Source organism: Arthrobacter sp. 260 (assembly GCF_013116745.1).
In the GTDB taxonomy this organism is placed as follows: Bacteria; Actinomycetota; Actinomycetes; order Actinomycetales; family Micrococcaceae; genus Arthrobacter_D.
Genome location: NZ_JABFOE010000004.1, coordinates 191121 through 205253, shown reverse-complemented (window position 1 = coordinate 205253; position 14133 = coordinate 191121). Strand labels below are relative to the sequence as shown.

The window sequence follows — 14133 nt, the reverse complement described above, 5'->3', positions numbered from 1 at the left end:
GTAGGCCCGGCTTTTTCGTGTCCTGGCTAACCGGTGATGTGTCCTGGCTAACCGGTGATGTTGCTGGGCTCACCGCGGGTGGTGAGAGCACGCCAGCGTGCAGCAAAGCCCCACCGGGTGACATTTCCGATGGCTTCCAGGACGATGCCGCCGCTCATCTTCGACGCCCCAAATTCGCGCTCGACGAACGTGATCGGCACCTCAACGATCTTCAGGCCCAGTTTGGCGACCCGGAAGGTCATGTCCACCTGGAAGCCATAACCGACTGAATCCACCTGGGTCAGATCGAGTTTTTCAAGGGTCTCGCGGCGGAACGCCCGGTACCCGGCGGTGATGTCCCTGACGTTGATGCCGAGCATGATCCTGGAGTAGGTGCTGCCCGCCCTGGACAGGAGTTTCCGGCGTCGCGGCCAATTCACCACCGACCCTCCCGGAACCCATCGGGAACCGATCACCAGGTCCGCGTCAGCCACCTTCTCCAGCAGCGACTGCAACTGTTCAGGGCGGTGTGAGCCGTCAGCGTCCATCTCCACCAGCACGTCGTAGCCGGCGTCGAGCCCCCAGGTGAACCCGGCGATGTAGGCGGCCCCGAGCCCCGCCTTGCCTTGACGGTGCAGCACGTGGATCTGGGGGTCGGCGGCGGCGAGCGTGTCAGCCAGGTCGCCCGTGCCGTCAGGACTGTTGTCATCCACCACCAGGACATCCGAGTGGGGCACGGCACTGCGGAGACGGGCAACCGTCAGAGGCAGCGACTCGATCTCGTTGTAGGTGGGAATGATGGTGACGACTCGCACGCAGGCAACCTTTGGTCAAGTAGCAGGTGCGCCGCAGCGCACGTCCCGGGGGTCGGAACCAAACGCCCAGTATATTGGATGCCCGCGCAGGATCGAAAAGCCGGTGGGGTCAGGTCGTCATCATGATTTGGGTAGGTTCGCGCGCCTTCGGGCCAGCACGGATCGACAACGATCCAGCTGTTTTCTACTGACGCGCGAACCTACCCGTTTTATGAGCACCGATACCGTGACACATGTCTAGCCATCTTCAGTGGTGGTGGCTGCCTCAGGCATGAAATCAAACCGGTTCGGTCGGGTGAGCTATGGTTCCTGACTTTCTCAACCCGTTGACACCACAGCCTACGCGCTGTGGAGTTCGTGTCAACAGCCCGCTGACCTGCGGAAACTCATGTTTCCGCAGGTCAGGACGCGGGCTGAAGGGTAGAGGGTAATTCGTTGAAACCTTCGGCCTGGTACAGCTGCCGGCCGTGGTGCACCGTTTCCAGGCAGAGGGGATCCGAGGCTGTATCAAGGGCGGGCAGCAAGGGTGTTCCGGCCCGCGGATCGGTGCTCCAGGACTGGACCCGGCTGTCCGCCGTCTGCACCATCAGTTCCTCCACCTCCCATACCGCGTAGGACGCCGGAGCGCCCGGCACCAGCTGGCCGAGGAGGGGGTTCCCGGACCCCACCGCCCGCCACCCCGCCCGGGTATGGGCGATGAAAGCGGCTCGGGCGGAGATGCGCTGGGCCGGGTTGTTGTGCAGGACAGCGGCCCGCAGGGTGGACCACGGGTCGAGCGAGGTGACGGGGCTGTCGGATCCGAAGGTCAGGGGTACCCCTGCCGCAAGGAAACTGGCAAAAGGGTTCATGCCGGCCATCCGGGCCTCCCCCAGCCGCTGGCTGTAGAGGCCGTCGGCGGCTCCCCAACGGGCGTCGAACGCCGGTTGGGCGCTGACGGTCACGCCGAAGTGGACCAACTGGGCGATGGCGTCGCTGTCGGCAAGCTCCACGTGCTCCAGACGGTGGCGGGCCTTTCGTACCTTCTCGATGCCGTGCTCCCCCGCCGTGCGCGACAAGCCGTCGAGCACCACGTCCAGTCCGGCGTCTCCGATCACGTGGAAACCGGACTGCAACCCGATACTCGTCGCGGCGCCCAGATGAGCGGCGACGGCATCAGCATCCAGGAACACGGTGCCCTGGTGGGAGTCGTCCGAGTAGGGCTCTCTCAGGGCCGCAGTGCGGGAACCGATCGACCCGTCGACGTTCAGGTCGCCTCCAAGTCCGGCCAGGCGCCCGTCGAAGATCTCCAGGATGTCCCTTAGCTCGGACGCCGACCCGACGGCCTGACCCCAGTAGGCCAGCACCTCGGGGAGCGGCTCATCCGTCGGGTTCTGGCCGAGCCGCAGCAGCGTCTGAAGGTCGGCGGCGGGCGAGATGTGCGGTGCGCCCATCTCGGCGACAGCAACGATTCCGTTGGCTGCCGCCCGCCGGAGGGCTGCCCGTTGGTATGAGGTTCGCTGAGCGTCATCGAGGTTCCGTGAGGCCAGCCGGGCGGTGACGTGGGCGTCCCGCACCACGAAGCCGTTGTCCCAGCCGTCGAGGGCTGCCAGCCCGAGGGTGGACGCCAGCGAGCCGGACACCACCGCCGAATGGACGTCGGCGCGCGTCAGGTACACGGGTTTCCCGTCGCCGGCCAGGTCCAGCTGCGCAGCCGTGGGCACGGTCCGGTCCGGCCAGCGGGATTCGTCCCAGCCGTGGCCCAGAACGGTACCCACACCGCTCCTCGCGGCGGCGGCGACCCGGTCCAGCAGTTCGTTGAGGCTGCCGCAGCCTCCGAGGTCAATGGACTCCAGGGCCAGACCGGTCTCGGTGGTGTGGACGTGGGAGTCGACGAATCCGGGGGTGATCAGTGCGCCAGCGAGGTCGACGACCGTCATGGTGGAATCTGCGAGTGACTCGGCGGCATGCTCGGAGCCGATCCAGGCGACCGTGTCGCCGTCGACCAGCAGGGCCGTCGCAAACGGATCCGCTGCGCTATAGACGGAGCCGTTGCGGTATAGAACAGGGCGGGGCGGGGTCATGCGTGCTCCAGACAGGTGGGGGAAGGTGATTTCTAGTCGCCGATGGCCGAGTAGGCCACCACGCCGCGACGGATGAGTCCAATGGCATCGATGCATCGTCGGCGCTGCCCGTTCGGCAGGTCGTCGATCTTGGCCAGCTGATCGAGTAGGTCGATGACCTGCTTGGTCCACCGGACGAAATCTCCGGCGGCCAGGTCGGTTCCGCTGAGGGCGGGCTGGAGGGCCTTCCCCCTGGCCCACTTGTACATGGGCCAGACGAGACCCAGCTCGGGCTCCCCGGTGACCGGCAACTTGAACTGTTCCTCAAGGTCGGTCAGTGCGGACCACTGGCGGACGACGACGTCGATCGAGTGGTCCAGGGTTGCCCCCGGCATTTTCGGGCGCAGTCCGCGCTCCTCGCGCTTCGCCTGGTACACGAGGACAGAGGCCAGCGCCGCTGTTTCGGCGGCGTCCAGACCGTCGAAGGCGCCGTGCTCGAGGGACAGCGCGATCAGGAGGTCCTTCTCGCCATACACCCGGCGCAGCTTGCGGCCGGCAGCGGTGATGGTGGTGCCCGACGGCGTGTCCTGCAGGTACCCGTAATGGAGCAGGACATCGGAGACCCGGTCGAAGGTCTTGGCGATGGTATTGGTGCGCCCCCGGATCTGGCTGGTTAGCCGGTCGGTTTCGCGGCGGAGCTTCCACCACCGTTCGGCCCACCGGGCGTGCTGCTCCCGGTCGCTGCAGCCGTGGCAGGGGTGAGCCCTGAGTTTCCGGCGCAGTTCAGTGATGGCCGCCTCCTGGCGGTCGGTGGCGCCGGAGAGGAAGCCGTCCTGGGGGCCCGTACCGCGGCGGGGCGGACGTTTGTCGTGCAGCGCGTTGCGGAGCGACGAGCTGAGGTCGCGCCTGTCCTTGGGGCTACGGGCATTGAAGTTCTTGGGGATCCTGATGTGGGACAGGACGTCCAGCGGCCCGGTGAGGTCCTGCACACCCACGCGTCGGATCTGTTTGTCTTCGGTCAGCACGGTGGGCCGCGGCTCCCGGGAGTTGTCAGGGCTGAGGACCACTGCGTACCCCTGGACCCGACCGGCCGGCACATCAATGACATCACCGGGCCGCAGCATTTCCAGGGACGACGCGGCTGCTGACCGGCGGTTCCGGGACGAGGCTTTAGCGGCGAGGGTCTCGAGGTCCGACAGTTCCCGGCGTAGCTTCGAGTACTCGGTGAAGTCCCCCAGGTGGCAGGTCATCGACTGTTCGTAGCCCTTAAGGGACTCCTCACGGGTCCGCACCTGCTTCGCGAGCCCCACCACCGAGCGGTCCGCCTGGAACTGGGCAAAGGAGGTTTCGAGGATCTCGCGGGAGCGGTCCTGCCCAAACTGGGCGAGCAGGTTGATGCTCATGTTGTAGGTGGGACGGAAGCTGGAATTCAGCGGGTAGGTACGCCGGGACGCCAGCCCAGCCACCGCACCGGGGTCGGTGCCGGGCTGCCAGAGGACGACGGCGTGACCTTCCACGTCGATGCCCCGGCGGCCTGCGCGGCCGGTCAGCTGGGTGTACTCCCCCGCTGTCACGTTCACGTGCGCCTCGCCGTTGAACTTGTCGAGCTTCTCCAGCACCACCGACCGGGCGGGCATGTTCACGCCGAGCGCCAGGGTTTCAGTTGCGAAGACGGCTTTCACCAGCCCCATGGCGAAGAGCTTCTCCACGACTTCCTTGAAGGTGGGCAGCATCCCGGCGTGGTGGGCGGAGAAACCGCGGATCAACCCTTCCCGCCATTCCCAGAAGCCGAGCACCGCCAGGTCCTCCGGCGGCAGGTCGACCGCTGCCTCGTCCACCCGCAGGCTGATGATCTCCCGTTCGGCCTCAGTGGTGAGCCACAACCCGGCATCGAGGCACTGGCTGACGGCTGCCTCGCAGCCGTTGCGGGAAAAGATGAAGGTGATCGCGGGGAGCAATCCGTCCTTGTCCAGGGCGCTGATCACCTGGGGGCGGGTGGCACGCCGCACGCGGGATACAGCCTGCGGCGGCCGTTTCGCCGGGCCCCTCCCCCGCCGTGAGCCACCGCCCGCTCCCCAGTTGGCCCGCTGGGTCAGCCGGGTTTCCGAACTGGCCAGTTCCAGGAGTTCGGGGTTGACCTCGTACCGGTCCTGCGCGCCGGACTCGGCTCCGGCGGGGGCTGCTTCGTCGAAGGCCACCTCCCCGGCGAACAGGTCCAGGAGGTTCTGGCCCACCATCACGTGCTGCCAGAGGGGAACGGGGCGGTGCTCGGAGACCACCACGTCGGTGTGGCCGCGGACGGTGTCCAGCCACGCCCCGAACTCCTCGGCGTTGGATACCGTCGCGCTCAGTGACACGAGCCGGACCTCGGAGGGCAGGTGGATGATCACTTCTTCCCATACGGCCCCACGGAACCGGTCCGCCAGATAGTGCACCTCGTCCATGACCACGTACCCGAGGTCGTCGAGGGTATCCGAGTTCGCGTACAGCATGTTCCGCAACACTTCGGTGGTCATGACGACGACGGGGGCGTCCGGGTTGATCGTCGTATCGCCGGTGAGCAGACCCACCCGGTCCGAGCCGTAGACCGCGCACAGTTCCGAGTACTTCTGATTGCTGAGGGCTTTGATGGGGGTGGTATAGAACGCCTTGAGACCCTTTTCCAGGGCCAGATACACGGCGAACTCTCCGACGACCGTCTTGCCTGCGCCGGTGGGCGCCGCGACCAGCACGCCGCGGCCCGCTTCAAGGCAGACACAGGCATCCCGCTGAAACTGGTCCAGGTCGAATCCCAGGGTCTGCTCGAACTGGAACAGCGCGGTTGCTGAGTGTGCGGTGCGCGCCTGTGCTAGCTGGTACCGCTCGGCAGGGGAGGTCATGGTTCAAGCCTAATCTGTCCCGGCTGGCGGGTTTGCACCGTTCGGCTCGGGCGCCTAAAGCTCGTCGAGGGGGGACGCGGTGTCGGCGCTGGCTTCCACCTCGGCGTCCTGTGCGGCCCGCCGGCGGTCTCGCCGCTTGTCGTTCACGAGGCACAGCATGATGGCGATAAAGAAGAGCACCACCATCGGGGCGGCCAGGTAGAGCATGCCGAGCGCGTCGCCGCCGGGTGCAGCCATGGCGGCGAAGACGCAAATCAGGAAGACGGTGATCCGCCAGGCTTTCAGGATTTGCCGGCCGGTGAGGATTCCCACCAGGTTCAGCCCGAACAGCACCACCGGGAGCAGGAAGGCGATCCCGAAGGCGAGCATGAGGCGCAACACAAAGGTGATGTACTCGGTGACGAGGATGAAGTTCGAGAACCCGCTGGGGGTGAAATCGGTCAGTACCCGGACCGCGTTCGGCAGCACCAGCCAGGCGAGGTAGATCCCCGCGAGGAACAGGGGCACGGCGACGGCGATGAAGGACAACGCCACCCGGCGTTCCTTGGTTTTCAGCCCGGGGGTGATGAACGCCCATAGTTGGTACAGCCAGACCGGGCTCGCCAGGATGATCCCGATAAAGACCGAGATCTGCACGAGCAGGTCGAACGGCGAGGCGACCCCGGCGAAGTTCAGGACCGCTTCCCGGCCCTCGCGGGCGTTGATGTCCAGGATCGGCTGTGACAGCGCGGTGAGGACAGGGTTGTAGATGAAGAACCCCACCACCGTCCCGAGGACCAGCGCGATCGCCGATTTGATCAGGCGATTCCGGGCTTCCAGCAGGTGCTCCCGGAGAGCCATCCGCGCCTCGGGGTTGGATTTGCGACCTCTGCCGCGCACCTTCAGCACCGCCAGCTCACCCTAGGGTGTGCGCGACGTCGGATCGGCTGGACCCGGCGGATTGTGCTGTCCGGGTGTGGCCGGACCCTGCTGATCGGGGTGGTCTGAGCGGCTGCGTGCCGGCGGGACAACGCGTCCCTCGACGGGTGCGCCGTCGTCGGCCGCCTCGGACGGACCGTCGTCCTTCATCTGCTTCACCTCGGACTTGAAAATCCGGAGGGACTGGCCGACGCTCCGGGCCAGGCCCGGCAGCTTGGGCGCTCCGAAAAGCAGCAGTGCGACAACTACAATGGCAACTAGTGCCCAGCCTTCAGGTCTCATGATGAAATCCTTTCATAGTTCTCGCTAGGGCGATTCCCTGCATGGGTCACCCTCTGATCCTGCACGGACCGGGCCCTAGACATGCGGGAGATCTCTCAGGCTCACGGGCTGGGAGCGGTTCACCCGGCGGTGCACGCGGCGTTCCCGGCGCCTGGCAACCCGCAGGGCCTTACCCACAGCCCGCTCATCCCTGACGTCCGCGGGGTCGCGGAACGCTGCAGGCACGAATTCCCGGACGGCTTCGTCCGGGCTGGCCGCGGGGGTGGTCGACCGGTCGAATACCTCACCGGCATGCTCCACCTCTTTGAGGAGGGCTTTGACCTTCCGGAAGAGGTAGTACCCGAGCGCGGCAAGTACCAGGAGGGTCAGCGCAAGCAGGGCCACCCAGATCACAATCCACGTCCACCAAGGCATGATTCAAGTCTAAGGGAGTCCTGGCTGTCGCGGGGACAGCGCCGCGGGACCCCTGCTGACTGATGCGCACGGTACCGGCCAGAGCGGTTAGGGATAGTTCAGCCGGGCAGCGGACAGCCAGGCCGAGCACTCCCGTGACAGATCCTCGGGGGCGCTGACCATGGCGTCCCCTCCGAGCCTGCCGACCAGGCCCGGGATCCACGAGGTGGTAGCTACCCGTATCTCTGCTGCCAACCGTCCCTCGGGCAGCTCGACGGTCCGGGCGGCGTCGTAGTGCTCGGCGACCCAGCGGGCGGGATCCTGGAGGATGAAGGTCACCAGCTCGTCGCCCGCGGCCGGGCGGAACACCGCGTCGCCGACCGGCACCGGCCGGGGCCCTGCCTGAACGGGAACCGTGGTGACCCGGGCGTCCTGGATCCGGTCCAGCCGGAAGTTCCTGACTGCCTCCGCGCCGATGCACCAGGCCTGGAGATACCAGACGTCGTCGCGGGAGAAGGCGCGGATCGGTTCCACAGTCCGGTAGGTGACCTCGTCGCGGGCGGGCACCAGATAGGTCAGTTCCAGCTGAACCCGGTCGCGGAGGGCGGTCTGGAGGGTTTCGAGGGTGGGCCCCACTGCATCGTCGGTCAGGGTGGTGGCGATGGCTTTCCCTGCCCGACCGGCGTCCCCGGCAGCCTCGGTGAGTTTGGCGTGGGCGCTGGCCGCTGCGGACCCGGGATCCAGACCGGGCAGCCGGCGGAGCGTGTCCAGCCCCACGATGAGGGTGCAGGCCTCGTCGAGGTTCAGGCGGACCGGTGCCGCGAGGTTGTCAGCGTTGCTGAGGAAAATGCGGTCCCCGTCGAGGCTGACCTCGATCAGGCCGTCCGGGTAGTAGCGGGGTCCGCTGACGAACAGCAGCTCAAGGTCGGCGGCCAGCTGGTCGCGGGTGACACCGAACCGCCTGGCGGTCTCTTCCATGTCCGCCCCGGGATGGTCCAGGAGGTAGGGCACCAGGTCGAGCAGTCTCCGTAGCCGCGTGTCGGCTGAGGCCTTGCGGCGGACTGGCCGTGGCGCCGGACCGGTGAACTCGACCACCGGGAAGGGTCCCTCCTGAGCGGCGGCCGCGCGGATCAACCGGTCGCGTACCTGATCCACCAGGTCGGCTGGGGCGACGGCCCGGGCGCGGGGTCCGAAGGCGGCGATGTCGGCGGCGGTGTCACCCGGATCGCCGTAGGGGAAGCGCAGCATATCCCGGCCGCCATCGGCACCGTCCAGGACTGCGCCGCGGCGGGTGCGCAGCAGGTGGCAGGTATCGGGCTGCACAGCCACTACTGCTTCGAAGGGGTCGCCTGCACGGTCGAGGGAGTCAAGTGAATCGAGCATCGCGAAGTTCTCGGGCACCTCATAGGTGCCCTCCAGGAGCTTCGGTGCCGTCGTTATCCGGGAGAGCCTGAAGTACCGTTCCTCGCCGCGGTCCAGGTCCAGGCCCACCACGTACCAGTGCCCGTAGCGGCTGCCCATCCCCCAGGGTTGGAGGGTGCGTGGTTCTTCCCGCCCGGTGCTTGCAGCCCGATAGCCGAAGGAGATCGGGCGGCGGGAGGTGGTGGCACGCCACACCTCGTCCCAGTGCGGCTCATTGGTCCGGATGCGGGGTTCCACGGGAAGGGGCGCGGGGCCGTCGTCGGCCGCGCCGCGGTCCTGCAGCTTCCGCAGGGCCCGGGCGGCTGCCGAGTCGAGGGTGGCTACATCCCACATGCCGGCGGCGAGGGTCAGCGCGGCTGATTCCTCGGCGCTGAAGGTCACGGCGGGCAGCCGGTACTCGGCGGCGTCGATCCGGTAGCGGCGGATGGAGTTGTCGTGATCGAAGGCGGGATCATCGCTGAAGGACTGGACGGGGATGCCTTGTTCGCGGAGCATCGCCTTGTCCCGGTCGAAGAGTTTTTCCCGGGCCGAGGGTGTGGGTGCCCCGGCGTAGAGTTCGATTTCCCTGAACAGCTCTTCCTTGGTGTAGCCGCGCTGCGTGGAGAGCAGCAGCATGACCAGGGTGAGGAGGCGTTCCGTTCGTTTAGCTGACACGTTGGCAAGAGTACCTGCAAGACGATGGCCGGGGCACACTGTGCCCCGGCCATCGGTCGAACAGTACTGCGGTTAGCGCAGGCCCATCAGGTCGACCACGAAGATCAGCGATTCGCCGGGAGCGATTGCCCCACCCGCGCCGCGGTCACCGTAGGCGAGGTTCGCCGGGATTTCCAGCCGGCGACGTCCGCCGACCTTCATGCCGAGCAGGCCCTGGTCCCAACCCTGGATGACCTGGCCGATGCCCACCTTGAAGTCCAGCGGTGCACCCCGGTTCCAGGAGGAGTCGAACTCTTCCCCGGTGGAGAAGGCGACACCCACGTAGTGGGCGGAGACGGTGTCCCCGGCCTTGGCCTCGTCGCCGGAGCCCTCGATCAGGTCAGAGATGACCAGTTCGGTGGGGACTTCGGTGCCGGGGAATTCGATCTCCGGCTTGGTGCGGTCGGTTCCGTTTGATCCGATAGACATATTTCTCCTTGAGATGGTGGTGAACAGGTGTCGCCGAAACTATTCGGCGGCGACCTTCTCGACGATTTCTACATAGAACGCGAGGGTGCCGGACGGGCGTCCCTCGGGTGCCGGGTCGCCGTAGCCCATGGGGGCGGGGATGACCAGCAGCACCTTGCTGCCCACGGTCTGGCCGGCGAGGCCCTTGGTCCAGCCTTCGATGACGCCGGTCAGGGGGAACTCGACGGGCTCGCCGCCGGGGTAGCTGGAGTCGAACTGCTCTCCGTCTTCCCAGCGCCAGCCAGCGTAGTTGGCGGCGATGGTGTCGGCCTCGGTGACCACTTCGCCGTCGCCGGCCTCAAGAACCTTGATGACCAGGTCGTCAGAGGGCTCATTGTCGGGGATCTCAATGACCGGCGCGTCGTCGTCGTCGAAGGTGAACGTGGGCAGCTGGCCGTCGGCGTCGAGTTCCTCAACCGCTTCGGGGCTGAGGACCTCGGGAACGGGGGGTGCCTCTTCGGCACTCAGCACGCGCATGACGATCAGCTGCTGCGGGTCCTGACCCTCAAGGACTGTGGTGTAGGCGATCTGAGAGCCGATGGGGGTGCCCAGCAGCACCTCGTACAGCTCCGGGTCAACCTCCTGGAGCTGCTCAGTCAGGTCGAGGGTCTGCGGCTGGCCGGCGGAGTAGGTGTCTCCGAGCACTGAGCCGTCCTCGGCGTTGAGCCCCACCAGGTGGAACGAGACGCGGTCGCCGTCGGCGATGGGTTCGCCCTCGCCGGTGGTGATGGCTGCGGCTGCGGGGCCGGTGACCTCCAGAGGCGACTCGAAGGTTACCTCGGGGGCTTCCTCATCGGTGCCGCCGTCAACGCGAACGGATTCCAGGATCGCGGCGTCCCCGGCGGTCTTCCCCCCAGGGCCATCGGAGCCAGCGTCACCACCACAGGCAGTCAGCGCAAGCAGGAGGGGCAGAGTCAGGGTGAGAGCTTTTCGCACGGTGCTTCTTTCACTGTTGATCGGTGGTGCATGCCATCCGGCCGCGACAGACGGGCCGTAACTGATGAATGAACCTCACCAGCCTAACGGTTGAGCAACTGAGGTTTCTCCCGCGCACCTGTTCCTCCGGCAGTTTCCCTGCGTATTCACAGCTGCGCGAGCAGCGCTTCGACCCGTTCGTCGACCGACTGGAACGGGTCCTTGCAGAGGATCGTCTGCTGGGCGCGGTCGTTGAGTTTGAGGTGCACCCAGTCGACGGTGAAGTCCCGGTTGGCTTCCTTGGCGCGCCGCACAAACTCGCCCCGCAGACGCGCCCGGGTGGTCTGGGGTGGGATGTCCACCGCGTTCTTGATGTCGACGTCGTCCACCACCCGGTCAGTTTCTCCGCGCTGCTGGAGCAGGAAGTACAGGCCGCGTTCCCGGGAAATGTCGTGGTAGGTGAGGTCGAGTTGCGCCACCCGCGCCGATTCGAGCCCCAGCCCGTGGCGGCCGCGGTAACTGTCGATCAACTTCTTCTTGATGGCCCAGTCGATTTCGCGGTCGACGAGCCAGTGGTCCCCGGTGTCAACGGCGTCCAGGGTGCGGCCCCACAGTTCAAGGATCCGCTCGACGTGAGGGGTGTGGGCGCCATTCGTGTCGACAAACTGGCGGACCCGGGACAGGTACTCCCGCTGCATTTCAAGCGCAGAGATGCGGCGGCCGCTGGCCAGTTTGAGCGGTTGTTTGCCGGTGAGGTCGTGGGAGATTTCCCTGATGCTGCGAATCGGGTTTTCCAGCCGGAAGTCCTTCATGATGACGCCCGCCTCGATCATCCGCAGGATCAGGTCCACCGACCCCACCTTGAGCATGGCGGTGGTTTCGGACATGTTCGAGTCCCCGGCGATCACGTGGAGCCGGCGATAGTACTCGGCGTCGGCGTGGGGTTCGTCCCGGGTGTTGATGATGGGCCGTGACCGGGTGGTCGCGGAGGAGACACCCTCCCAGATGTGGTCGGCGCGCTGCGAGAAGGCGTAGATGGCGCCGGTCTGTGTCTTGAGGACCTTTCCGGCCCCGACCAGCAGTTGCCGGGTGACCAGGAACGGGATCAGAATGTCGGCCAGGCGGCTGAACTCCAGCTTCCGGGGAATGAGGTAGTTCTCGTGGCTGCCATAGGAGTTCCCTGCGGAGTCGGTGTTGTTCTTGAACAGGTACACCCGCCCGTCGTACCCTTCGTGGGCCAACCGCCGTTGTGCCTCGGCGACGAGGTCCTCAAGGATCAGCTCCCCCGCCCGGTCATGGGCGATCAGTTGGGCGACGTCGTCGCACTCGGCGGTCGCGTACTCGGGGTGTGAACCGACGTCGAGGTACAGCCGGGACCCGTTGGTGAGGAAAACGTTGGAGGACCTCCCCCAGCTGACCACTTTACGGAACAGGTAGCGGGCCACCTCCTCGGGTGAGAGGGGACGGGAGTTCGGCCCGGAATAGGCGATCCCGAACTCGGTTTCAATGCCGAAGATCCTGCGGTCCATCAGTGCTGCGTCCCTTCGAGCATGGTGGCGACTTCAGCTGGGAGGAACCGTCGGAACGCACGCCGCGCACCGCGGGTGGTCAGCGGGTCACGGTCCAGGACTGCGACCTCCAGGGCGCCGGCGTCCAGGCGGACCCGGGGTTCGCTGACGCCCCCGACGGCGCCTCCACCGTCGTTACGCAGGGCATCGACGGCCGTCCTCACCGCTTCGCCGAAGTCATGGTCGGCGTCCCAGCGGCTCGAGAGTGCGTCCACCACGGCGTCTGCCTGTCCACCCATCACGATGAACCGTTGTTCGTCGGCGATCGACCCGTCGAAGGTCAGCCGGTACAGGTGGTCCGAGTCGGGGTGGGAACCCACCTCGGCAACGGCAAGTTCCACTTCGAAGGGTTTGCTGTCGGCGGTGAACACGGCGCCCAGACTCTGCGCGTAGACGCTGGCCAGCCCACGGGCCGTCACGTCGCCGCGGTCGTAGGAGTAGCCCCGCACGTCGGCGTAGCGGACCCCTGCCTGCCGCAGGCTCTCGAACTCGTTGTATTTCCCGACGGCGGCGAAAGCGATCCGGTCATAGATCTCGCCGACCTTGTGCAGCGACGGTGAGGGATTCTCTGCAACCAGCGCGATCCCGTCCCGGCAGCTCAGCACCACCACCGAACGGCCGCGGGCGATTCCCTTCCGGGCGAAGTCGGCGCGGTCCCGGGTGAGCTGCTCAGGAGACACATAGAACTGTTGGGTCATGCTCATGCCTCCCGGCCCGCCACGGACCGTGAGTCAATCACCTGGGCGGCGGCCAGGGCCAGTTCCCGCTCCGGTACCCGGCGGGCGCCTGCGCTGTTCGCCGTGTAGACCACCGGCCACAGCTGGCGGACCACATCGGGACCGCCCGTCGCGGAATCGTCGTCTGCCGCGTCGTAGAGCGACTCCACTGCCACCCGTACCGCGCGGTCCTCGTCAAGGTTCGGTTTCCACAGCTTCTTCAGTGCACCGCGGGCGAAGGCGGCGCCGGATCCGACACTGTGGTGTTCCTGTTCCTCGTAACGGCCACCGGTCACGTCGTAGGAGAACAGCCGGCCGACCCGCTGGGCGGTGTCGAATCCGGCGAACAGGGGGACCACGGCGAGGCCCTGGAGTGCCAGCGGCAGGTTTGCCCGGATCATCGCGGCCAACCGGTTGGCCTTGCCGTCGAGGCTCATCAGGTCGCCCTCGATCTTCTCGTAGTGTTCCAGCTCCACCTGGAAGAGACGCATGATGTCGAGGGCTATGCCGGCGCTCCCGGCGATTCCTAATACCGAGTACATGTCAGCGGGGAAAACCTTCTCGATGTGCCGGCTGGCGATGATGTTACCCATCGTCGCCCGCCGGTCACCAGCCATGAGGACGCCGCCTGCGTAGGTCATCGACACGATCGTGGTGGCATGCGGCGCGACCGTGGGGGCGCTGGCCGGGGTGAGTCCCCCGGCGGAGCGGCTGGAGGGCAGCAGTTCCGGATGGTTCGCCCCGAGGTACCCGCTGAACGAGGTGGAGGCGGCACGGCCGATCGACGCGGTGGCGTCCTCTAACTTCATGGAGGTTACTGCCCGCCCTTCTGGACGAATCCGCGGACGAATTCCTCGGCGTTGGATTCGAGGACCCCGTCGATTTCATCCAGCAGGTCGTCGACGCCCTGGGTTTGTGCCGTGGGTGTTCCGCCCTCGGGTGCCCCTGAAGTGTCGGGAACTCCGGTGTCCTGTTCCTCGTCCTGTTCCGCGGGGCGTGACCCGGTGTTTCTGCGGTCCTGTGTAGCCATGGCTGGCACCTTTCAT

13 protein-coding genes are annotated in these 14133 nt (G+C 66.6%); all 13 read right to left on the bottom strand.

The annotated features are described in order from the left end of the window. Positions 1-47 precede the first annotated feature (47 nt). The 13 genes from HMI57_RS06910 to HMI57_RS06850 all read right to left on the bottom strand — a co-directional run bounded on the left by HMI57_RS06910 (position 48) and on the right by HMI57_RS06850 (position 14117). Positions 48-794, bottom strand: a complete 747-nt coding sequence (locus HMI57_RS06910; RefSeq protein ID WP_171585206.1) for a polyprenol monophosphomannose synthase — start codon at positions 792-794, stop codon at positions 48-50. A gap of 401 nt (positions 795-1195) precedes the next feature. Next, positions 1196-2854, bottom strand: coding sequence for an amidohydrolase family protein (locus HMI57_RS06905; RefSeq protein ID WP_171585205.1), 1659 nt, complete (start codon positions 2852-2854; stop codon positions 1196-1198). Between the two features lie 32 nt (positions 2855-2886). Continuing rightward, the gene (locus HMI57_RS06900; protein ID WP_171585204.1) at positions 2887-5712 is read right to left on the bottom strand and encodes a DEAD/DEAH box helicase; all 2826 of its coding nucleotides are present in this window, start codon (positions 5710-5712) and stop codon (positions 2887-2889) included. A gap of 54 nt (positions 5713-5766) precedes the next feature. Beyond that, complete coding sequence (tatC, locus tag HMI57_RS06895) at positions 5767-6552, bottom strand: twin-arginine translocase subunit TatC (RefSeq protein WP_171585255.1); 786 nt, start codon at positions 6550-6552, stop codon at positions 5767-5769. Positions 6553-6612: 60 nt separating this feature from the next. Further along, a complete protein-coding gene (tatA, locus tag HMI57_RS06890) occupies positions 6613-6912 on the bottom strand; it encodes a Sec-independent protein translocase subunit TatA (protein ID WP_171585203.1) in 300 nt (99 codons plus the stop codon). 75 nt (positions 6913-6987) lie between these two features. Continuing rightward, on the bottom strand, positions 6988-7326 hold the full coding sequence (locus HMI57_RS06885) for a hypothetical protein (protein WP_171585202.1): 339 nt from the start codon (positions 7324-7326) through the stop codon (positions 6988-6990). A gap of 87 nt (positions 7327-7413) precedes the next feature. Further along, complete coding sequence (locus tag HMI57_RS06880; protein WP_171585201.1) at positions 7414-9381, bottom strand: WYL domain-containing protein; 1968 nt, start codon at positions 9379-9381, stop codon at positions 7414-7416. 72 nt (positions 9382-9453) lie between these two features. Beyond that, the gene (locus tag HMI57_RS06875) at positions 9454-9849 is read right to left on the bottom strand and encodes an FKBP-type peptidyl-prolyl cis-trans isomerase (RefSeq protein ID WP_171585200.1); all 396 of its coding nucleotides are present in this window, start codon (positions 9847-9849) and stop codon (positions 9454-9456) included. A gap of 39 nt (positions 9850-9888) precedes the next feature. Next, positions 9889-10824 carry an FKBP-type peptidyl-prolyl cis-trans isomerase gene (locus HMI57_RS19510; RefSeq protein ID WP_171585199.1) on the bottom strand — a complete coding sequence of 312 codons (936 nt, stop codon included), beginning with the start codon at positions 10822-10824 and terminating at the stop codon, positions 9889-9891. Between the two features lie 146 nt (positions 10825-10970). Continuing rightward, positions 10971-12332, bottom strand: coding sequence for a Pup--protein ligase (gene pafA, locus HMI57_RS06865; protein ID WP_171585198.1), 1362 nt, complete (start codon positions 12330-12332; stop codon positions 10971-10973). After that, positions 12332-13069, bottom strand: coding sequence for a proteasome subunit alpha (prcA, locus tag HMI57_RS06860; RefSeq protein WP_171585197.1), 738 nt, complete (start codon positions 13067-13069; stop codon positions 12332-12334). The genes pafA and prcA overlap by 1 nt, the downstream gene beginning before the upstream one ends. A 2-nt stretch (positions 13070-13071) precedes the next feature. After that, positions 13072-13896: a proteasome subunit beta gene (gene prcB, locus HMI57_RS06855; protein ID WP_171585196.1), complete on the bottom strand. Its 825-nt coding sequence runs from the start codon at positions 13894-13896 to the stop codon at positions 13072-13074. Between the two features lie 5 nt (positions 13897-13901). Continuing rightward, positions 13902-14117, bottom strand: coding sequence for a ubiquitin-like protein Pup (locus HMI57_RS06850; RefSeq protein ID WP_171585195.1), 216 nt, complete (start codon positions 14115-14117; stop codon positions 13902-13904). Positions 14118-14133 lie beyond the last annotated feature (16 nt).